Annotated in this window: 16 protein-coding genes; 5 read left to right on the forward strand and 11 right to left on the reverse strand. The window is 41.6% G+C overall.

Annotated elements, in window-relative coordinates; genetic code table 11:
- Positions 1 to 6: 6 nt before the first annotated feature.
- The 5 genes from B2107_RS17635 to B2107_RS17655 all read right to left on the reverse strand — a co-directional run bounded on the left by B2107_RS17635 (position 7) and on the right by B2107_RS17655 (position 7,221).
- Positions 7 to 3,189 (reverse strand): SusC/RagA family TonB-linked outer membrane protein, encoded by a 3,183-nt coding sequence (locus tag B2107_RS17635; RefSeq protein WP_293957022.1) that lies wholly within the window; start codon positions 3,187 to 3,189, stop codon positions 7 to 9.
- Positions 3,190 to 3,590: 401 nt separating this feature from the next.
- Positions 3,591 to 5,306, reverse strand: a complete 1,716-nt coding sequence (locus tag B2107_RS17640) for a GMC oxidoreductase (RefSeq protein WP_293957023.1) — start codon at positions 5,304 to 5,306, stop codon at positions 3,591 to 3,593.
- A 7-nt stretch (positions 5,307 to 5,313) separates the two neighbouring features.
- Complete coding sequence (locus B2107_RS17645) at positions 5,314 to 5,802, reverse strand: gluconate 2-dehydrogenase subunit 3 family protein (RefSeq protein WP_293957024.1); 489 nt, start codon at positions 5,800 to 5,802, stop codon at positions 5,314 to 5,316.
- Positions 5,803 to 5,889: 87 nt separating this feature from the next.
- Positions 5,890 to 6,549 (reverse strand): HAD family hydrolase, encoded by a 660-nt coding sequence (locus B2107_RS17650; RefSeq protein ID WP_293957026.1) that lies wholly within the window; start codon positions 6,547 to 6,549, stop codon positions 5,890 to 5,892.
- 36 nt (positions 6,550 to 6,585) lie between these two features.
- A complete protein-coding gene (locus tag B2107_RS17655) occupies positions 6,586 to 7,221 on the reverse strand; it encodes a DUF6266 family protein (protein WP_293957028.1) in 636 nt (211 codons plus the stop codon).
- A 372-nt stretch (positions 7,222 to 7,593) separates the two neighbouring features.
- Between B2107_RS17655 and B2107_RS17660 the strand changes: the two genes are divergently transcribed.
- The 4 genes from B2107_RS17660 to B2107_RS17675 all read left to right on the forward strand — a co-directional run bounded on the left by B2107_RS17660 (position 7,594) and on the right by B2107_RS17675 (position 11,979).
- Positions 7,594 to 8,205, forward strand: a complete 612-nt coding sequence (locus tag B2107_RS17660; protein ID WP_293957030.1) for a fumarylacetoacetate hydrolase family protein — start codon at positions 7,594 to 7,596, stop codon at positions 8,203 to 8,205.
- A gap of 11 nt (positions 8,206 to 8,216) precedes the next feature.
- A complete protein-coding gene (locus B2107_RS17665; RefSeq protein ID WP_293957032.1) occupies positions 8,217 to 9,941 on the forward strand; it encodes a M23 family metallopeptidase in 1,725 nt (574 codons plus the stop codon).
- A gap of 74 nt (positions 9,942 to 10,015) precedes the next feature.
- A complete protein-coding gene (gene bcp / locus B2107_RS17670; protein ID WP_293957034.1) occupies positions 10,016 to 10,477 on the forward strand; it encodes a thioredoxin-dependent thiol peroxidase in 462 nt (153 codons plus the stop codon).
- 32 nt (positions 10,478 to 10,509) lie between these two features.
- Positions 10,510 to 11,979 carry a glycine--tRNA ligase gene (locus tag B2107_RS17675; protein WP_293957036.1) on the forward strand — a complete coding sequence of 490 codons (1,470 nt, stop codon included), beginning with the start codon at positions 10,510 to 10,512 and terminating at the stop codon, positions 11,977 to 11,979.
- Between the two features lie 90 nt (positions 11,980 to 12,069).
- Here B2107_RS17675 and B2107_RS17680 read toward each other — a convergent pair whose 3' ends face one another.
- The 5 genes from B2107_RS17680 to B2107_RS17700 form a co-directional block, all read right to left on the reverse strand.
- Complete coding sequence (locus B2107_RS17680; RefSeq protein WP_293957038.1) at positions 12,070 to 13,512, reverse strand: hypothetical protein; 1,443 nt, start codon at positions 13,510 to 13,512, stop codon at positions 12,070 to 12,072.
- Between the two features lie 247 nt (positions 13,513 to 13,759).
- Complete coding sequence (locus B2107_RS17685; RefSeq protein ID WP_293957040.1) at positions 13,760 to 14,620, reverse strand: helix-turn-helix domain-containing protein; 861 nt, start codon at positions 14,618 to 14,620, stop codon at positions 13,760 to 13,762.
- Between the two features lie 66 nt (positions 14,621 to 14,686).
- Positions 14,687 to 15,889, reverse strand: coding sequence for a DUF4369 domain-containing protein (locus B2107_RS17690; protein ID WP_293957042.1), 1,203 nt, complete (start codon positions 15,887 to 15,889; stop codon positions 14,687 to 14,689).
- On the reverse strand, positions 15,876 to 18,215 hold the full coding sequence (locus B2107_RS17695) for a glycosyl hydrolase family 95 catalytic domain-containing protein (RefSeq protein ID WP_293957043.1): 2,340 nt from the start codon (positions 18,213 to 18,215) through the stop codon (positions 15,876 to 15,878). Before B2107_RS17695 ends, B2107_RS17690 begins: the two co-directional genes overlap by 14 nt.
- A complete protein-coding gene (locus B2107_RS17700) occupies positions 18,205 to 20,088 on the reverse strand; it encodes an alpha-L-fucosidase (protein WP_293957044.1) in 1,884 nt (627 codons plus the stop codon). Before B2107_RS17700 ends, B2107_RS17695 begins: the two co-directional genes overlap by 11 nt.
- Before the next feature lie 325 nt (positions 20,089 to 20,413).
- Here B2107_RS17700 and B2107_RS17705 point away from each other — a divergent pair, with 325 nt between their 5' ends.
- Positions 20,414 to 21,586 (forward strand): trans-sulfuration enzyme family protein, encoded by a 1,173-nt coding sequence (locus B2107_RS17705; protein WP_293957045.1) that lies wholly within the window; start codon positions 20,414 to 20,416, stop codon positions 21,584 to 21,586.
- 78 nt (positions 21,587 to 21,664) lie between these two features.
- Here the strand turns inward: B2107_RS17705 and tpx are convergent, their stop codons facing one another.
- Complete coding sequence (gene tpx, locus B2107_RS17710) at positions 21,665 to 22,165, reverse strand: thiol peroxidase (RefSeq protein WP_293957046.1); 501 nt, start codon at positions 22,163 to 22,165, stop codon at positions 21,665 to 21,667.
- Between the last annotated feature and the right edge of the window lie 141 nt (positions 22,166 to 22,306).

Here is a 22,306-nt window from a genome sequence, read left to right on the forward strand (position 1 = left end):
TATGCATTAAAATGTAACATTAACACCCAAAGAGAATGTTTTCGCTCTAGGATAGGAGAAAAAGGTCATGTTTTGTCCGAATTTTCCATTCCCTTGTGCAGTAAATTGAGAAGTCATTTCTGGATCATACTGAGAAGTACTTTCCGGGTCGTAACCTTTAAAATCTTTTGACGTGAATAAGAATGGATTATTCGCATTCGCGTAGATACGCAGTCTCGACAAGCCTATCCGCTTTAGTACGTCCGAATTAAACGTATAGCCAAATTGTATCAAATTTACACGCACATAAGAACCATCCGCAACCCAAGCATCGTCCACATTGGTGTCCTGTCCCGCATGCCCTCCATTAGTCAGGTAGATCGCCTGTTGTTTGGTATCCGGATTGGAACCGTTATAGGCATCCGTCAGAATTTCCTTCAGACCGTTCGTAATACCAAAACGGTCATATGTTGAATGGAAAAATTGTTGCATGACATCCACTCCCTTCACAAATTGGAGGTCTAACGTAAAGTCGAAGTTTTTATAACGCAAGTTGTTGATTAAGCTACCGGTCCAATCTGGCAGACCTTTACCGATGATCTCTTTCTCAGTCGTTCTTTTTGCACGCCCGATTTGACTTAGCGTAGCATTTCCGGCATCCACATCAGCTTTAGTATATACCCCCAATCTTCTGTAACCGTAAAAACTATTTAAGTTTTCGCCAACGCGGATCACACTATTTGCACCACCGACCCAATCGTTCTTTAAGATATCTGCATTGTTCTCCCCCAATTTCAATACCTTATTCTTGTTGTAGTTGGCGTTCAACGATGCTTTCCAATCAAAATTCTCATTGGTCACAATCGTACCGGTAATCATCATATCCAGCCCCTGATTTTGTACGGCGCCGATATTTTTCATGACGGATTTAAAACCGGTCGCTCTTGGTATCGGTGTCTCCAACAGAAGGTCTGTTGTTTTTCGACGGTAATAAGAAACATCAAAATTTAGACGATTTTGAAGTAAACCCAATTCCACCCCAACATCAAATTGTGCAGTTTTCTCCCACTTTAAATCTTCATTTGAAATCGTACTGACATAAGACCATGGCGCCCGCGTATTATTTAATAAAATTGTACCGGCATCTACGATTGATAACGATCGATAAGGATCAATTTCAGAGTTCCCTGTCAAACCGTAACTTGTATGCAGCTTCAAGTTGCTAATGGTCTGATTATCCTTTAAAAATTCCTCGTTGGACACATTCCAAGCCAAGCCTAATGAAGGGAAAAATGCGTATTTATTGTTCTTACCAAATTTGGATGAACCATCGTAACGGCTAGTAACTGTTGCAGAGTAGCGATTATCATACGAGTATGCTGCCCGCAAGAAATACGAATTCATCGCCCAATCATTGTAGAATGATTCAGGCGTCGCTGGCGTTACACCTAGGTTCATTCGATTATACTCATAGAAATCATCTGGGAATCCTTCCGTCCGCATTTTATCGTAGTCATAGGTCTTCTTTTGCCAAGAAAGACCTGCCATCGCATTGATGCGATGTTTATCAAATTGCTTATTATAGGTCAGATAGGTTTCTTCCTGCCAATACAGCGTATTCGTATGCGAACGTTCTGCCCAGCCATTTGGTCTGGAAATATTGTTTAATAATTTTGAAGAGTATCCTTTATAGTCTTTCCTGTGGTGATCAATCCCCAATTGCGTTTTCAAATCCAACCCATCGGCCAGATGAAACGTTAATGCCGCATTTCCAAAAATCTGCGTATTATAGCGTAGGCGTTTTTGTAAATCCAAAATGGAAACCGGATTTGCCATTCCTTCAAAACTTAATTTTTCGGCTACCGTAGACGATGCAGAATTTGTATATAGTCCATTTTTATCATAAACAGGATACCAAGGGATCATCTCGATCATGGTACGACGCGCTTCCTGTCCACCACCGTCTTCCGGCGTATAACGTCCCCAGGTATGATTGACCGTCAAATTAATTGCAGTAGAGAGCCATGTTGTCGGTTTTGCATCATAAGCCATTTTTGCATTGATCCGCTTATTCCAGGTATTGTTCATGATTCCCTGCTGATCCGTATAATTCAAAAATGCACCAACAGATGATTTCTCATCACCTTGTTGCACATTCAATTGGTGATTATGTGAAATGGCCGTACGGGTTGCCTCGCGTTGCCAATCGGTATCATACAATGGATTGCCATTTGCATCAAAATAGTCTGCATCATTAAACCACGTCTTTTTATCTAACGACCATGACTTTCCTTGGTACTTATTTTCATTTTCCAATCCAATCATAAAGGCATCCACCCATTCCTTTGCATTGAGCAAATCCATGTAGCGCTGAGCCGAACTTACACCGGCCGATCCTTGATAACTAATCGTTCGAGATCCATCTTTGTTTCCGCGTTTTGTCGTCACCAGGATAACACCATTTGCACCGCGCGCACCATAGATCGCTGCTGAGGAAGCATCTTTTAAAACCTCAATATTTTCAATATCATTCGGATTCAACAAATTGAAATCTTCCATCACGACTCCATCTACTACATATAATGGGTTGGAAGAAGAGTTGATCGTCGCTACACCACGAATAACAACTCTATTTGCATTAGCGCCAGGTTGGCTTGAATTCGAAAAGATATTTACCCCAGAAGCTTTTCCTCTCAGGGCGTCCAAAGCGCTGAAACTTTGATCTTTAATCAGGTCGGCTCCTTTGACCATCGCAATAGACCCCGTTACATCCGATTTACGCATAGTACCGTATCCTACAACGACAACTTCGTCCAATTGACTTTGATCATCGTCCAATTGCACGGAAACTGTTGTACCGGAAACAGTAACTTCTTTGGATTTGTAACCGACGGAAGAAACTACCAGTACATCCCCCGATTTAGCATCTAGTGTAAAATTACCCAAGGCATCGGATTGCGTACCTTTTGAAGTACCTTTAACGGCGATGTTTACTCCCGAAATTGGCTTTCCGGTAGCATCCAATACTTTTCCTTTAACTTGTTGCTGCAAATGGTTCATCTCTTTGACGACGGATTTGCCTTCGTACTTGAATGAAGTTCCGACTGCGGCATTGACTTGTTGGAAAGTACCAGCAATGACAGCTAATGAGAAAAATAGTTTCGATTTTTTCCCAAGCTGCGCAAGTGATTTTACGTCAACTTTGCTCATATTAATAGTGATTTGGTTTATAAAAACGTTTTAGCAAAATGAAGCTTAGAACGTCTAGTTTAATTTAGTTTCCCTTAATTGATGTTTTTTTGCAATCTGCTGCTTGAAAAATTACCTATTAGATTCCTTTTGCGTCCATTTACGATAAAATAGAAAGCACCGGACCTAAATGCCTATGAAATTATTGTTTCACAGAATTCGCAATAAATTAGCTAAATCGCTTTTGCTTTTGTTGTAAAAATTTTTTGGTTTCCAATTTTGGTTTTTTAATTGTCTATAACTTCTTGTCTTTCTTTTGGTTATTATTTCTTGGTTGTCACATGTTATCCAGTTGGAAAGATAACATTTTAATTTTACTGGAGAAAGATTTTTTTTAAAAACCTTTCTCCAGTACAGTATTTTTAGATATTTCCTTTTTTCATTTCGTTGATCGCATAATCGACAGCCCGTGCCGAAAATGCCATATACGTCAATGAAGGATTTTGTGTTGATGTAGACGTCATACTTGCACCATCAGTGACAAATACATTTTTCACCGCATGCATTTGATTCCATTTGTTCAATACTGAAGTCTTCGGATCGTGTCCCATACGAGCTCCGCCCATTTCGTGGATATCCAGCCCCGGAGCCTGCCAGCGTGTATCGGGCCGAATATTTGTGAATCCAGCATCCGTAAACATTTCTGTCATGACAGCGATGTAATCTTTTTTCATTTTTTCATCGTTCTCATCATAATCGACAGCAATTTTTAACAGCGGAATTCCCCAATCATCTTTTTTACTTCCATCTAATGAAACCATCCCGGATTCTTTTGGTATGGTTTCACCCATCATGTGAGATCCGACCTGCCAAATACCCAGTTTAGGATTTAACAAATTATTTTTCAGATCAAGTCCTAAACCCGAACGATCGGACTGTTTACCGCGCGAAGCTCCGAATCCGGCAGCATACCCCCTTAAAAAGTCGGTCTCCTGCTTGTGCAAGTTTCTGAAACGTGGAATGTATCCTCCACCTGCGGGATTCCGCCCTTCGGTCTTAAAATCTAACAAACCTTCGTACTCGGCATAGATACGTGCACTATAATTATGAAAGGCAACGTATTTGCCTAAAACGCCACTATCGTTGCCCAAACCATTTGGAAAGCGGTTGGATGTAGAATTCAATAAGATCAAATTTGTATTAATTGCCGCCGCATTGACAAAAATCAGCTTAGCATAAAAATCAATCTCTTCTTTTGTATTGGTATCAATCACACGTACGCCCACGGCTTTTCCTTTTTGTTCATCATACAGGATGGAGTGAACTACAGAAAATGGTCGTAAGGTCATATTTCCGGTCTTTGCGGCCCAAGGAATTGTCGTGGCATTCGAACTGAAATATCCACCGAAAGGGCATCCGCGCTGGCAAAGTACCCGATTTTGACACTGTACACGACCTTGCTCGATGTGAATGGGGTTGGGCTTAGAGAGGTGTGCACAGCGGGCTGAAATTACCTTGCGTTCCGGAAATCTCTTTTGAACGCTTTCTTTAAAATACTTTTCAACAATATTTAAAGGGTATCCCGGCAGAAACTCACCATCTGGCAATTCTGGAAGTCCGTCGTGGTTTCCAGCAATGCCGGCAAATTTTTCGACGTAACTGTACCAAGGCGCTAAATCGGCGTAACGTATCGGCCAATCTACAGCAAAGCCATCTCTGGCAGGGCCTTCAAAATCAAAATCAGACCAACGTTGTGTCTGTCTCGCCCATAACAGCGATTTACCCCCCACCTGGTATCCCCTGATCCAATCAAAAGGCTTCTCCTGAATATACGGGTGCTCTTTGTCCTTCACAAAAAAATGGGCTGAATCCTCATGAAATGCATAACATTTGCTGACGACTGGATTTTCTTCCTTTACTTTGAAAGGCATTTCGTTCCGATGCTCAAACTCCCAGGGCATCATATTGGTGGTTGGGTAATCTTTAATATGCTGAACATCACGTCCACGTTCCAACACCAATGTTTTTAACCCCTTCTCGCACAACTCTTTTGCGGACCATCCTCCGCTAATTCCAGAACCGATTACAATAGCATCGTAGGTCCTGCTTTTTTCACTGTCAATATTTAAATTTGCCATGTGCTATTTACACCTTAACTTTTACCTCACCATTATACGGACCCGGAATAAGTTTATAGATCACCTTATTCTTCATCACATATTCTGAGTTCATATACCCCTGAATTGCACGTGATTTGAACATATCAAAAAAAGCCTTCTCGTCAGTTTGGTCTTTCAATCCCGCCAATGTGGTCTCCGTTTCTTTACGGTTCGCTAAATTCAACTTTTTCCTCAACGCATTGAAACCTGCGACAAATTTAGCCTGATTTTCTGGTGACTCACAATCGTCCACCATTTTGATGACAAAAAGATGCAAATTCAGATCCTTTCCTCCCGGTGTATCCGATTTTGGAATTAGTATGTCGGCGAGATTGCCCAAAAATTGCTCATCCTCCGCCGAAATCTTCAGCTTATTCAATACAATGGACGCACCACCATCATTCAGACAGGACGACAAAATCGTCAGTCCGCCTGCTACAATGAAAAATTGCTTTATCGCGGTTCTTCGGTTCATAATCAGAATTCCATTTACAATTCGGTAATATTACGTATATCCAAATAAAAATACAAATGCTAAAACGATTAAATTATCCGGCAATCCTTAAATCCATTGTGATAACAGCGCTTTTGCTTCAGATAAGTTTTCCACAATGTTATCCACAGCTGTTAGTCTATCACGTTCTACCTCCTGTTTCGTTACCGCAATCAACCGCATACCCGCGCCCAAAGCCGATTTACTTCCAGTTATCGTATCCTCAATAGCCACACAACTATCCGCTGCTAAGTTTAAGTTCGTCAATGCCAAACGGTATGGCTCCGGATTAGGCTTGGGAAATTCGACGCACTCACGGGTAACGAAAAATTCAAAATAATCCAAAAGCCCATGTTTACCCAAAACCGTATCTACCGTACTGCGGAAACTGGAGGTGACAAGTCCGATATGAATGCCGCTCTCTTTCAAAAACGTTAAGATTTCCCAGGCATCCGGCATCAATTCAATGTCGCTCATGTTGGAATCGGCATAAGCTGCACGTGTACGCTTCCACATATATTCTTCCGTCGTATCGTAGCCGTAGTCATCGACCAATCGTTTGACATTATGTGCTAAAGTATGCCCTGCAAAATCACGAATCCAATCTTCGTAGCTGATCACTAAATTAAATTCATCCTTTAATATCGGCGCCCAATTTTTGAAATAGAAATATTCCGAATCAATCAACGTTCCGTCTAGGTCAAATAACACTGCCTTAATTTTATCCATAGTGTTAAAGATACACAAGTAGACTGAAAAATCCTATTAAATGACACCGCAATAGGTCGAATTGGAGAGTACACCTTGATAGGTATCCCAAAAACCGATGTAGACATGATAATCAAATTTGTCCATTTTAAATCTCGGGATCTCAACCGTACATTCACCCTGCCATGCATCCGCGATAGCCATTTTGAGATCCCCCTCCCTATCCAAACTGACCAAGGCCAAATTTAATTTAAAAGTGCTATCCCTGTATTTCGGATTCGGTATCCAGTGTAATTTCAGCAGATCATCCTCCCATCGAGCCTCAACACCTTCGGGTGACATGAGCTCCCCGACAAATACCTGCACTTTTTCCATATTAATAACAGGTCTATTTTCGACATCCAAATCAATCGCGTTTTTGAGAATCTGCTGTTGTGCAAGCTGAAATTTCCCAAGCCCCGATTTTTTAGATTCTTCAAATTGATACCCAAAATTAACAATAGGCTTTATCCAGCCACAAAACTTACCGGCCAATTTAATTTTTTCACGATGTGTCAATTGCGCGTGAGTTGGAGGTTTGGAACTTTTTCTACGCGAACCGCGTATCACCCATTTGCCATTGAGGTTATAACCATAGACTGAGCCCACTTTACCACGAAAACCACCATTCGGACCATCTTCTAATATTGCCATTTTTAAACCTTTTTATTGTAATGCTATAATCTATTTTACAGCCTAACAAATAATAGCCATCAATGTTTGACTTAGTTTAGTAATAAGTTAGAATTTAGATAGGTTTAAGTTAGGTTTTAATTAGGCTATACCTAAACAAACCCTATCTAAACCCTAAGCTAACCCTAACTAAACCCTATGCAAATAGTCCATTTGACCTAGTGGATCATACAGGTTGTTTATCATCATTTTTGGATAAGGTTTGGACATTTACTAAGTTTGTTGAGGTGAGCTATACATAACGAATACCGCTTAACAGACATATGCGATGTACGTCGAGCTTAAGTGCTCGCTAAGAAATCTAAAAGCTTCATCGCCTTAAAAATTTATATCATGAAAATAATTGCTATCGGTCGCAATTACATCGACCACGCTAAAGAACTCAATAATCCAGTCCCTGAAACTCCCATTATATTTTTAAAACCTGATACTGCGGTGTTAAAGGATAACAAAGATTTCTATTATCCTGAATTTTCAAAAAATATCCAGTTTGAAACCGAAGTCGTCCTTCGGATATGTAAGGAAGGAAAACATGTGACACCAAAATTTGCATCAACCTATTTCGATGCTATCGGCCTAGGGATTGACTTTACCGCAAGGGACGTGCAGCAAGAATTAAAAGCAAAAAGCCTTCCCTGGGAATTGGCAAAAGCATTTGACCATTCGGCAGTCATCAGCAACCTGATTCCTAAAGAAGAATTTGCGGAAGTAAATTCGATTGATTTCTCCCTGCAGCAAAATGGGCAAAAAGTTCAGCAGGGAAATACCAAGGACATGATATTTTCCTACGAAGATCTGATTGTCTACACCTCCAAATTTATTACCCTACGCAAAGGTGACCTCATTTACACCGGAACTCCAGTTGGTGTCGGATCTGTGGCCATCGGCGATTTATTGGAAGGTTTCATTGGCGAACAGAAGATGTTTAGCTGTAAAATCAAATAGCTGGGAATAGCATGATAAAAAAAACGACAGCAATGCTCTCCCTGCTGGCCTGCATGGCAGGTCTAATCAAGGGACAAGATATTATCAAAAGCCGCAATTATCCACAAAATTATTTTGTACGCCCGATGGATATTCCTCCACAGGCTTCGGGATCGTTTGGGGAATTGCGCGCGACGCATTTTCATGGCGGAGACGATTACCGCACACAACAACGTATAAATATCCCTGTACATGCAGCAGCCGAAGGTTTTGTATCCCGTGTACGGGTACAAATAGGTGGTGGGGGCAATTATGTTTACATTGATCATCCCAATGGTTACACCTCGGTGTACATGCACCTCGAAAGCTTTAATTCGGATCTTGCGAAAATCGTTAAAGATGAGCAGTACAAGCAAAAACGTTTTGATGTCGATATATTTCTCAAACCCAACCAAGTTCCTGTAAGAAAAGGTGAGTTTATTGCAAATTCAGGTAATACCGGTGGTTCAGCAGGCCCACATCTTCATTTCGAGATCCGGGATACAAAAGCACAATTGCCGCTCAATCCGCAATTGTTTGGCCTGTTGTTTCCAGACGGTGTAAAACCGATTATCCGCGGTATGACGGTCTACGATTTAGGTTCCGAAATATTCGACGAAAATACTCCTCGAAGACATCAAACGATCAAGTCGGCCGGCAATGGTACCTATAGCTTAGCGAGTACCGCGCCGATACCCGTGAATGGCACCTTTGGATTAGGAATTAACACGGTTGATAAACGGAGAGGCATCTCTTTTACATATGGTGTGTATTCGATTGAACTATTTTTGGACAATAAAAACATCAGCACGGTACTGTTCGAATCCATTCCTTTTGATCAGACCCGTGCGATACAGTCTTACGTAGACTACCCTTATTTAAAAAAGTCAGGGGTACGCGTGCAAAAAAGCTTCAAAGATCCAAACAACCCGATCAACATCTTCAAAAACTTGGATAACCTCGGTAAAATAACATTGAAAGACAATGAGGTTCATGATGTAAAATATGTGGTTAAAGATGTCCAAGGAAATACGAGTGAATTGAATTTTAAGGTACAAAACAATCCGTCCCTGTCAATCAGCCGCCCAAATGCGAAGGGGCTTAAAATGTTTCACTATGCCGAGGAAAACAAATATGAAGCGGAGAATGCGCGTATTTACATGGGCAAAAACATATTGTATGACGACCTTTATTTCAATTATACACAAGGAGCAAAACCGGCAAGGGGTTACTCGGCAATGCATTATATCCATAACAGCTATACGCCGGTGTTCGGATATTATAAGCTCATGATCAAACCAGACTACACCCTATCTGATAACCTGTATGACAAAGCCTTGATTGTTTCTTCTGATGGCGGAGCACAAGGTGGTCAATATGAGAACGGCTGGGTGGTAGCCAACGTACGCGAATTTGGTGGTTTTTACATCGCTGTCGATACCATTGCACCAAATATCACTGCGCGTAACCTGACCGACGGCAAGAATGTTTCCAATCAACGCTCCATCGATTTTACCATCAGTGACAATCTATCGGGTATAGCTACTTTTAATGCTTATATTGACGGGAAATGGGCTTTAATGAAATATGACCCTAAAACAAGACATATCTGGCATGACTTCGAACCGGAACTCAGCAGTGGCAGACATGAGTTTAAACTCGAAGTGAAAGACAACAAAGGGAATTTGAAGACATACGAAGCTTCGTTTATGAAATAGCGACCTGATTTTCGGCAATAAATCTGCGGTTTTAAGAGATTAATCGTATCTTAAATGACTAAATACAGCGTATTATGGCAACACTAGAAGTAGGACAGAAAGCACCGGATTTCAGTGCAAAAAATCAACATGGCGAGACCGTCCATCTTTCCGATTTTAAAGGGAAAAAAGTTATTTTATATTTTTATCCCAAAGACAATACACCAGGCTGCACCACGGAGGCCTGCAACTTCAGAGACAACTATCAGTCTTTGCAAAAAGATGGTTTTGAAATCATAGGTGTAAGTGTGGACGATGAGGCATCACATCAAAAATTCAGCAGTAAACATGAGCTCCCTTTTCAGTTGCTTGTCGATGAAGACAAGAAACTCGTCGAGGCGTATGGTGTATGGGTCGAAAAAAATATGTATGGCAAAAAGTATATGGGCACCGCACGTACTACCTTTGTAATTGATGCAGATGGTATTATCCAACATATTATCAAAAAAGTAGATAACAAAAATGCGTCTCAGCAGATCCGCGATTTAGGCGTTTAAAATCTAAATACTTATATCTATATTTGCCACTTATGAGCAAACAGACAGACGACTTTTTCAAAAGTGTAGTATCACACGCGAAGGAATACGGTTTTGTATTTCAATCGAGCGAAATATATGACGGATTAAGTGCCGTCTACGATTATGGTCAATTGGGTTCGGAACTAAAAAACAACCTCAAAACTTATTGGTGGAAATCCATGGTGCAGTTGAACGAGAACATTGTTGGTATCGATGCCGCAATTTTTATGCACCCCACAACATGGAAAGCCTCGGGTCACGTCGATGGTTTCAATGACCCAATGATCGACAATAAAGATTCAAAAAAACGTTACCGTGCGGATCAATTGATCGAAGATAAAATTGCGCGTTATGAAGCGGATGGTAAAACAACTGAAGCAGCAGCATTATTAGAGTCGTTGAATACAGCATTGAATGCAGACGATTTAGCTGGACTAAAAACCATCATTGAAGAACATAACATTGTATGCCCAGTCTCAGGCACCAAAAACTGGACTGAAGTACGTCAATTTAATTTGATGTTTGCAACCCAAATGGGTGCTATGGCTGACGGTGCAGATCAAGTGTACCTTCGTCCTGAAACTGCACAGGGTATTTTCGTCAACTTCCTGAACGTACAAAAGACAGGACGTATGAAAATTCCTTTTGGTATTGCCCAAATTGGTAAAGCTTTCCGTAATGAAGTAATCGCACGTCAGTTTATTATGCGTATGCGCGAATTCGAGCAAATGGAAATGCAATTTTTCTGCCGTCCGGGAACCGAATTGGAATGGTATAACAAATGGAAAGAGACACGCCTGAAATGGCATTTGGCATTGGGCTTCGATCCTTCTAACTACCGTTACCACGACCATGATAAATTAGCGCATTATGCAAATGCTGCTGTTGATATTGAATTCAATTTCCCATTTGGGTTTAAGGAGGTTGAAGGTATCCACTCACGGACAGATTTCGATTTGAAACAACATCAGGAGTATTCTAAAAAGAAAATGCAATATTTTGATCCGGAGATCAATCAAAACTACATTCCGTATGTGATTGAAACTTCAATCGGATTGGACCGCCTTTTCTTAACTGTACTATGTAACTCTCTGGTAACGGAAGATTTGTCTACGGAAGAAAAACAAGATTCGCGCGTTGTATTGAAATTCCCCCCAGCATTGGCTCCGGTAAAAGCTGCCATTTTACCATTAACCAAAAAAGACGGTTTGCCAGAGAAAGCGCGAGAAATATTGAATACGCTGAAATTGGATTACAATGTTCAGTACGATGAAAAAGATGCTATCGGAAAACGTTATCGTCGTCAGGATGCTATCGGAACGCCAATCTGTATTACAGTTGATTACGATTCTTTGCAAGATAATACTGTCACGATCCGCCACCGCGATACGATGGCACAAGAACGTGTTGCCATTGCCGATCTTGAAAACATAATACATGACCTAGCTGGTTGGAATACCATGCTAAAGAAATTAATATAGCCAAAATGCTATAACAAAAAAGGTGTCCACTGTTGGACACCTTTTTGTTATAGATGTAGGGAGGCTAGATGCTCGATGAAAATAGTTTAGTTAGTATTCGATCGTGATATTGTCGTCCCAATGTTCGTTCTTCACGACCTGAAAACCCAGATTCCCATTATCAGTTTCCAACAATTTACCCTTAAATTGTATCTGAACATTGTTTCGGATTTCGCTTCCCAGTTCAAACGTACGTAGCAGTTGGCCTTCTCTGAAAACGCGGAACTGATATTTAATAACCTTGTTTTCTAAATAATAGCCCATAAATTGATTGAACGAAAAGCTTTTATTTTCTGCTGTAAATTGTGGCACTATCGTCAACATACTTTTATCAATCTGATCACTACTTCGCGCTATAAAGGGGTAATAATGAAATACAGGATGAAGCTGCTGTACTTGAATACTATCAATTACACTGAGATCCTCCGTATCGGTAAATGTCAGTTTAACCTCGCTATAAATCCGGTTTAAGTTCAATACCCGCTCGGTAACACCTTTCACTTCAAAGGTATCACGACCGGCAAATAACTCTGCAGACCGTTCAGAAAAAGGGTTCGTAGCATAAAAGTGCTCAAAATCAGCGGCCTCCGACATAACGAGAGGCAATGTTGAATTTTTAGCAATCAGGCTCAGATAGTAGGTGCCATTCGGCAATTCTAAATCAAAAGCGTCCTGCGAGTTAAGCACCCCTGAGGTAACCATCGCCTTCGAATTTGCATCGAAAACATGGTAGTAGAATTTGCTGGGTAGCGCTTCCGGATTAACTTGACCATAAATCATCAAATTATCCATCTTAAAGGTGCCTGTCGTTGAGCTGTAACCCGATCCACCATCTCTACTTCCAGCCAATAGTGAGATTTTTAACCAAAGCTCTTTACTGTAACCGAGGGGAATATCTGCCAAAGAGGTGTTCACGGCGACTTTTCCTGACAATGATAGATTTGAGGGATACTTAATGGTATCTGAGAGCAGCGAAAAACTATTTCCTTTATCCAAGGAATAACTCAATAGGAGCGCTCTTGGCCCTGTACTTGAGCTATTTCCATCAAATGCCCAGCTGCCTATGGAACGAATACCTTGCGTTGGAATTTTAATCAAGATCTCTCTAGCACCTTTGAAGCTAATGGCTTTCCCCGTGGTGGGCCAGCCGGCCAGAAAATCATAATCTGTCTTTCCGTCGTTGTAATTGATTAAGCTACCTTCATCTAGCGCAGTCTCAGGAACGGTGTTACTGTTGTCAAAGGTCCAATGATACAGTAGCAACTCGCTTTCGGAAGCGGTTCTGTGTAAGGCAGCTCGATTTGGTCTTGCTGATTGTTTTTTTAGCGGAGTAACAATCGCTTCAAAATCCTTGATTTTGAATTTTACGGCATGAATTGTTTCATTGTTTTCATCGGGAAGTTTTGCATGCTTTTTGCACGAAGGCAATGCCGCTAAAACCAGGATGAATACACCCGAAAGAATTCCCCAAGTTGACTTGGATGTTCTTTTCATAAATATAAATGATTTATAAGTTAATTAACCGGCATAATAAAACTAACGTATTAATTATTTAGATCCAAAAAAGTAACTAAAATGTTACAAGTGATTTTGGCTTTTGAGAATATCTTGTCGATTTACAATGCATGGCTGTATTATTCTTAAGGTAGAGGGCGACCTTATCTTTTACGTTTAACGAGACTTCCAATGGGATGTGATGGGTAGCTGCCAATTGCAAACAACTCGCTGTAACATTAACACGTTAGTCGCGCATGCGGTGTTCCTGCAGGTATTCGCTCGGCGAGAGTTTGGTTATTTTTTTAAATACCCGATTAAAATTCACAACATTATTGAATCCCGTCTTAAATGCGATGTTCGAAACGCTCTCCGAAGATTCATCAATCAACATTTTGCAGGCGCGTTCAATTCGGATTTCATTGAGAAAAGTAACATAGGTCTTCCGGGTATGCTTCTTAAAATACTTACAAAACGCATGTGGTGTCATGTGCGCTACCGCAGCGATATCTTCCAGGGATATCTTGTCTCCAAAGTGCTGAAAAGTATATTGGAATATTTCGTTGATCCGCAATCCTTCGGCATCTGAAAACTTCTTTTGTGGGATACCGGTATACAGCGAAGTCCATTGATCTACCTTTTTACTCAAAAAGTTAATCAGCTTCACGAGCGATAGCAAGCGATCGATACCCGCGCTGGCATTGATCTGTACAAACTTCTCTTTTAATGCCACAGCATGTTCCGCATCCAATTTTTTACTGACATTGATGTGTTCCAAAAAATACTTGACATCATCAAATTCAGGGAAGTCCAAGAATGATCTAAAATGTTCATAGTCGAAAAAAATATGGATCGCATGGATGCCATCCTTTACATCCTCTCCTGTTTTGAACATATGCGGTTCATCCGCGTCCACAATATAGATTTCATCCTGTTCGAAACTGTGCGTAAAGTTGCCGATCATAAAGGTTCCCCGGCCTTTTAAAATATAGGTCAGCTGGATTTCCTTGTGCCGGTGGTAATTGCTGTAGAACGAAGGCAGAATGTCTTCCTGCACACAAATAGATCCCTGGTAAACTACCGGAACTGTAAATTGAACAACTTTCATTATATATTGAAATAACAAATATTAAACAGTTATTTCAAATATAGCACTTTTTTAAGACAATAAACGTTAATTTTTGGCGATAAATTCCTTTACCTTCGCCACAAACTTCGGCATGGCAGGATCTTCACCGTTTAACGATAAGATCTCCAGTGTTTCCGGATTAATCCAAAGATAACGTGGTGTGCGGTCTATCCCAAAATTATTTTCCATCGTAGCCTGATCGTTGTAGTTTAAAAAGTAACTCTGTTTTCCCAGGGCAAGATCTTTGCTTGCTTTCGTCCATTTGTCCAGATCCTTATCCAGCGAAAAATAAACAACCTGTACCCCTAGGGCATTCAATTGGGCTTCCTTTGTCCGTAACATCTTGATATCAGCTTTACTATTGCCATTCGAAGCCTTCCAAAAAGCGGCAATCAGCATTTTCGATTTTGACACATCGTTCAGGTTCAGCGTATCCCTTTGCACATTCATTGGCGTTATTGATGGGAACACAGGCATATTTTCATAAAAATCTTTCACCTTATCGACCTTTTCCCTGGCAAATTTGAAATAAGGGTGTTTCTGTAGTTCAACATCAAAGCCCTGCAATGCCACATCAAATTTCTTATAATTTGTCTGGTCGAGCGATACATACTTAAAAAAATAAGGCAATAGCAAAGAGGAACGGTGGGTACTGTCGAGAATAAAATCGGCATAAAGTGTGCGTGGGTTAAATGCTTCAGTGCTGCTCAACCGCTGTATTTCATCCACCGCTTTTTCATAAGAACCATCGTTTTTTGCTGCCATCAAAGGCAACTGACTCTCCAGCTGCCTTACCCGCTGACTTTTATTGGTGCTTTTACTTTTTTCCTCCTGTTCACGTTGTTGATATTTCGCATTGAACTGCATAAAATCTTTAGCATTGGAAGAAGATGTCGTCAACGTAAATTTCCCATGCTCTTCGTGGAGATCGTAGTCGCCTCCACCTTCGAGAACTAACGTATAGGGTTTCATTCCCTTGATCTGGATATCGTAAAATCCCGCGATGGCCAATTCGCCTTCCAAAACAAATTGTCCATTTGTGACCTGCGTTTTTACAAATTGCTGCAATCTATTGTCGTGATCCACGAGGCTTACCTGCGTCCCATCCGGGGCAGTGGTTTTTCCGGTGATCGTGTAACTGAAACTCTTCGCTATTGCTGCATTCTTTTCTGATTCTGTGCGTTGGGAACAGCTTGTTGTCCCCAAGGCCAACACCGCTATCAAACACAAAAAGTTAACGCACTTCATAATCCCTGTAATTTCCATTTTCAAATAGTCGAATCTTTCCTTTTTTTCCATTAATCTGCAAAGCGGAGACTTTCCCATTCTCCCATGCGATGTCTACTGTATAATTTCCTCGGGCCTTGAGTCCTTTAACTTCCCCTTTTGGCCAAGCTTTGGGTAATGCAGGCAACAGATGGATATACCCATTATGGCTCTGAATGAGCATCTCGGCAATCCCAGCTGCTCCACCAAAGTTCCCGTCGATCTGGAAAGGGGGATGTGCGCAGAACAAATTGGGGTAAGTGCCCGCTCCGACCCCTTGGTAAGTTGTTTCATTACGATATGCCGGTTTGAGTAGCTGTCTTAAAATCTCGAGCGCATGATCTCCATCCTGTAATCTTGCCCAAAACAATATCTTCCAGGCTCTCGACCAGCCAGTTCCTTCATCCCCACGTACAGCGAGCGTCTGACGTGCGGCTTCAGCCCATTCGGGCGTTGTTTGTGGCGATATAAATGCTGCTGGATATAGGCCATATAAATGCGATACATGCCGATGTGTAGGCTCGACTTCCTCATAGTCCTCCAGCCACTCCATCACGCGCCCAGAAGCGCTAACTACGACAGGCGGTGGAATATTCTTTAGCTTCTTTTTAAGGCTATCAACAAAAGCATCTTTCTTTTTAAGAATAGCATCTGCCTGAATGAGTGCCTGATACAATTCCCGCACGATCTGGTTATCAATTGTAGGTCCCATCACCACCGCAGCGACTTTCCCATTGGGCATCCGAAAAGCATTTTCGGGCGATACGGACGGCGACGTTACCCACCAGCCTGTTTTAGGGTCTTGAACAAGTGTGTGATCGTAAAACACGGCAGCTCCTTTTAATATGGGATAAATCTCGCTGAGGTAACTTTTATCCCCGGTAAAAAGATAATGTTCCCAAAGATGATTACATAGCCAGCCCGAAGCCGTACTCGCTCCCCACGAAGCTTGCTCACCCGGAGCAGAATATCCCCATACATTTGTCATCATATAAACCACCCATCCTGGCGCATTATAGTAAGCCTTTGCGGTTTGTTCACCTGTCTTAGCGATACGCTTGATCATCTCGATAAAAGGCCGATGATATTCGCTCAGGTTGTTGACCTCTACTCCCCAATGATTCATCTGTGCATTGATATTGAGATGATAGTCCCCATTCCAGGGTGTATTGATCTTATTTGCCCATAGGCCCTGCAAGTTAGGGGGAAGTGAATTTGCAATTTTCGGAGCAGCACTTGAAATATTCAAATACCTGCCAAATTGGTAATAAATTGTTGCCAGATCTGGATCCTGTACTGGATTTTTGTAGAAATTTGCTATCCGTTCATTCGTAGGAATAGTGTCATTCGCAACATTGCCAAATAGGTTGAGCTGTACCCGATTGAAAATCTTTTGGTACGCAGCAAGATGGTTGCGGAATATTTTTTGTTCGTCAGCGACTTTTGCCGCTGCCACATTTGCCTTGACAACAGGTAATGGATCCTTTCCATAATAGGAAGTACTTGCGGAAAAATAGATCGTGAGGTTGCCCTTTGCCGATACTTCCAAGGACTGATCCTTTTTGTTGATCTGCAGATTTTCACCTTTTACCTGAATTAATCCAACGAACCTCAGGTTTTTACCACCTTTTCCATCTGGTAATGATCCTTCAATTAGAATTCCATCATTCAGTAGGGTATACCGGTCGATATTCTCTTGGCGCTGGAACGATAGGTCTACCGTCTGTACTTTATTTTTCGGTTGGTTCAGTTGGATAAGTCCAACATTTTTGTCTAAGGAAGTATAATATTTTCGTTGGAACTGCTGCCCGTTGATTTTAAATGAAGTTTGCGCAGATGCTGTCGCTAAGTCCAATGTGCGTTTGTAGTCTTGCACTGTACCGGCTGGCAATTTATAATCCAGTAGCAGGTTGCCGAACAGTTGATAACAGCCATAGGGTACAGTTGCTCCGTTACCAAATCCCGACCCCTTTCCTTTTGTAACAAAAGTTTCGTTGACCAGCTTTTCGGCCTCATCATTTTTGCCCGCTTTAAGTAGTGCCTGAATGGCATCGACATTCTTATAGGCCGCATCCTTATTGGGATCCTCGGGGCTACCCGACCACATGCTGATCTCATTGAGTACAATTTTTTCCTGATGGGGATTGCCATCCGGCATCATGCCGATAAGTCCGTTTCCCAGTGGCAAAGTTTCTTCCCAGACTTTAGCGGGTTTATTATAGCGAAGTACGAGGGGCTTTTGCTGAGCAAAAAGCATTGTGGTATGACTGGTACATACCACAATGAGCATTAAAATTCTATTTACCATACAATTCAAATTCTGCTATGGCTAATTCGTTGCCTTCTATAAATTGCTTGGGCTCAAATTTGATAAACTTGGTTGCGCTATTGGTATCAAAAAACACCTGTTGTAAAATTGGGTTTGCTTTAATATTAGAGAACTCTCCTTCTTTGGCGACAGTCCATTTTTTACCGTCGGCACTGGTGGATATGCGATACTGTGTAGGTGTGCCAACATGCTTTCCATCCTGACGAGGAAGGAAGCCGATACCAGAAACAGGTTCGTCAGTGGAGACAACAATTACGCCCTGGTCGGCAACTGTAGCGAAAGTATTCGCCTTTCCATCTAACATATAGGCGTTGGCATTAGATCTGCCAGTTTTAATCTGAAAACCACGTAGTTTTTTGACTTCTTCCGTACGAAAGGCAAATGGCTCATCATATTCCTTAAACAATCCAAAATCACTGAGCGTAATCGCTACAGGTGCATAAATATGTAACCTTAATCGACTTGCCGTCTGCGGCTGTTCCAATTTGATCAGGCGGTTTGCCCCAATGCTTGTTGCTTTAGCTAAGGGCTTCCAGCTGTTATTTTCCCATCGTTCAACAGAAACACTATCGATACGTTGCCCTAGCTTAATATTCTCCCTTAACTGTATAAGATCAAATTTAGCAGGTGATTGTAATTTAATTTCTAGCGTAGCCGATGTTTTGGCATCGTCTGTTGCCCAATAACTGTAGCGGTCGCCATCGATAATAAACGCTGTACTGTAGGTTTTACCGTCGTCATTACGCGTATTTGATGCGGTAATGCTTGCTCCTTTGGCTAGATTTGTACGGAAAGTTTCCTTCACTTTTTTTCCAAAAGCCTGCAACGACTTCACATCGTGCTCATGTAATGTACCGGAAGGCATCGGTGCTAAGCCCAGGTTCATGCAGGCTCCCCTACCTACACATTTCAGGTAGATTTCAAACAGTTCATTCGGTGTTTTTACGCGGCTATCTTGTTCTGCATGGTAAAACCATCCGGGACGTTGAGGCACATCACATTCAGCAGGTATCCAATATTTACCGTTACGGTCGCCCGTTTCGGCATTGTGTGACTCTGTTGCACCTGGAACAGCGACTTTTCCGTTTAACCCGATCGGAGTAAATGTTGCCCAAGATGTTTCGGCCGCATAGCCTCTTTCATTGCCCACCCAACGCATATCCGGACCGATATCTGAAAAAATCACCGCTTGGGGCTGTAATTTACGTACGATGGGCCAAGTTTTTTCATGCCATTCATAGTAGGTTGTACGATCGATGATGCGCTTCCCTTCGTGGCCACCATAGAAGCCATCCCCACCATTTGCGCCATCATGCCAAGAGGTAAACAATGGTCCATAATTGCTCATTAGTTCAGTGAGCTGTTGCCTGTACGCATCGGCATAGGCTGGAGTACCGTAACGTTCATCGTGACGGTCCCAAGCCGAAAGATACACACCAAATTTCATCCCATTCCGGTGGGTCGCCTCCATAAATTCTTTGACCATATCACCTTTTCCATTTTTCCATGGTGAAGCGGCAATACTGTAAGATGTTGACTTGGTTGGCCATAAACAGAATCCATCGTGGTGTTTTGCGACGCTAATAAGTCCCCGGAAACCACCTGCCGCTGCAGCTTGCGCAATTTGGTTCGCATCAAAAGCCGAAGGATTAAACAATGCAGGCTGTGCATCACCGTAACCCCATTCTTTGTTTTGAAAAGTTGTTGGCGTATAATGGATCAAACAATACGTTTCCATCTCTTGCCACTTTAATTGACGCTCGGTTGGCAAAGCCCCATAAGCTTTTAAAGTATCTGACTTGGCTACAGTTCCGCTGGAAAGTAAAATGGAGGATAACAAGATTGTCAACATAGTCTTTATTTATGTGCTAGAAAATTAGGTTGTAAAGCCCTAAGATAAGAAGTTTTTACAAAATGCTGTATGTAACATTTGCGTACTATTGTAACCCAAAAATCAATTCGCGGATAAAAAGTCTTGAATGTTAATACCGCTAAGCATACCCGAAAATCACTTGGTCCGACTGAAACTGTGGCAATCGAATACCAACTATGATCCACTGTGAGCAAGCAAACAAGTTTAACATGCAAAAAAATACCCTTGGAAATCTGATGAAAATAAATGATTTCACTACTTAAAAATGTGGATATAAAATTTTCATCTCGTACCTTTACATATCATGAAACAAGATCAATCTAAAATCATACGTGAACAGGTCGATCGTTCTGCACTTCGCGAACATTCGACACCTTTATACCTTACATCAAGTTTTATCTTCGACAGCGCTGAACAAGGTCGGGCGGTCTTTGCTGGCGAAGAGGATGCGATGATATACTCCCGTTATGCCAACCCAAATACTTCAGAATTCATCAATAAAGTGTGTATTCTGGAAGGAGCAGAAGCAGGCTTATCATTTGCGTCCGGTATGGCGGCCGTATTTGCTTCCTTTGCGGGAATTATTGAAAGTGGAGACCATATCGTTTCTTCACGCGCAATCTTCGGGTCTACTCACCAGTTATTTACGGAGCTATTCCCCCGCTGGGGAGTGACCACGACTTATGTGGATGCCGCAAATCCCGAAGAATGGGAAAAAGCGATCCAGCCCAATACAAAAATTATCTTTCTAGAATCGCCCTCTAACCCCGGTTTGGAATTGGTGGACCTGGAATGGTTGGGTAAGTTCAAAGAGAAATATCCCCATATTATCCTTTCTATCGACAATTGTTTTGCCACACCTTATCTCCAGAAACCCATTCAGTATGGATTTGACCTGGTTATCCATTCGGCAACAAAATATATGGATGGGCAAGGTCGTGTTTTGGGCGGGATTGTTGTCGGTAAACAAGCGCTTATCGACAAACTGATGTTCTTCATCCGTCATACAGGTCCAGCGTTATCCCCATTTAATGCCTGGATCATATCAAAAAGTTTGGACACTTTGGGCATCCGTGTGGACCGCCATTGTTCCAACGCATTGGCTTTGGCTGAAGCTTTGGAAAATCATCCGGAGATTGAAGATGTCAAATATCCATTCTTGCCCAGCCATCCACAATATGAACTGGCCAAGAAACAGATGAAAGCCGGTGGCGGCATTGTAACGTTGGTGGTCAAAGGCGGCTTCGAGCGCGCGAAAGCTTTTGTGGACCAGTTGGAGATGATTTTATACACGTCCAATCTAGGCGACTCAAGATCGATCGCTACGCATCCTGCTTCCACCACACACTCTAAACTATCCGAAGATGAACGTCTCAATTTAGGCATCAAACCCGGCAGTATCCGTCTATCGGTGGGCTTGGAAGATCAACAAGATATTATCAACGATATCTTGCAGGCTTTGGAGAAAACAAAATAACAGCGAACAAACTCTGCTTAAAATCAAAAACGCCTTCGCAATATGCGAAGGCGTTTTTGATTCGTTCTGACATCGCCCTTAATTCAAGGACGCAATGGCTGCAGCATAATTTGGCTCATCTGTAATTTCCGCAACTTGCTCTTCATACAATACCTTTCCGTTTTCATCCAATGTAATAACCACACGGCTCAACAGACCTGCCAAAGGACCATCGACGATAGTCAATTGATAAGCGTCAGAAAAGTTTGAATCTTTATATTCTGATAATGTCACGACATTATTTAAACCTTCTGCTGCACAAAAACGTCCTTGCGCAAAAGGTAAGTCTTTGGATATACACAACACGACCGTGTTATCCAACTGAGAAGCCTCTTGATTAAATGCACGTACAGAAGCAGCACAAGTTCCTGTATCGACACTAGGAAAAATATTTAACACAATTTTTTTTCCTTTAAAGTCTGCAAGAGACTTATCGGAAAGATCGCCTGCAGTTAATTTAAAATCAGGAGCTTGCTCGCCAACCTGAGGTAAACTGCCTTTTGTATTTACTGGATTGCCTTTAAATGTGATTGTAGCCATATAATTATGATCGTTTAATTTTATTATCCTTGCACTTAAAGGTACGAGCAAAAAAAATATTACACAACATTTATTAATTTTAGTCAAACATTTATTATGTTAGCATTGTATTTGAAAGAGGAATGTTAACCAAAAATAAAC

Origin of the sequence: Sphingobacterium sp. UBA7855 (genome assembly GCA_002500745.1) — a bacterium.
Classification (GTDB): Bacteria; Bacteroidota; Bacteroidia; order Sphingobacteriales; family Sphingobacteriaceae; genus Sphingobacterium.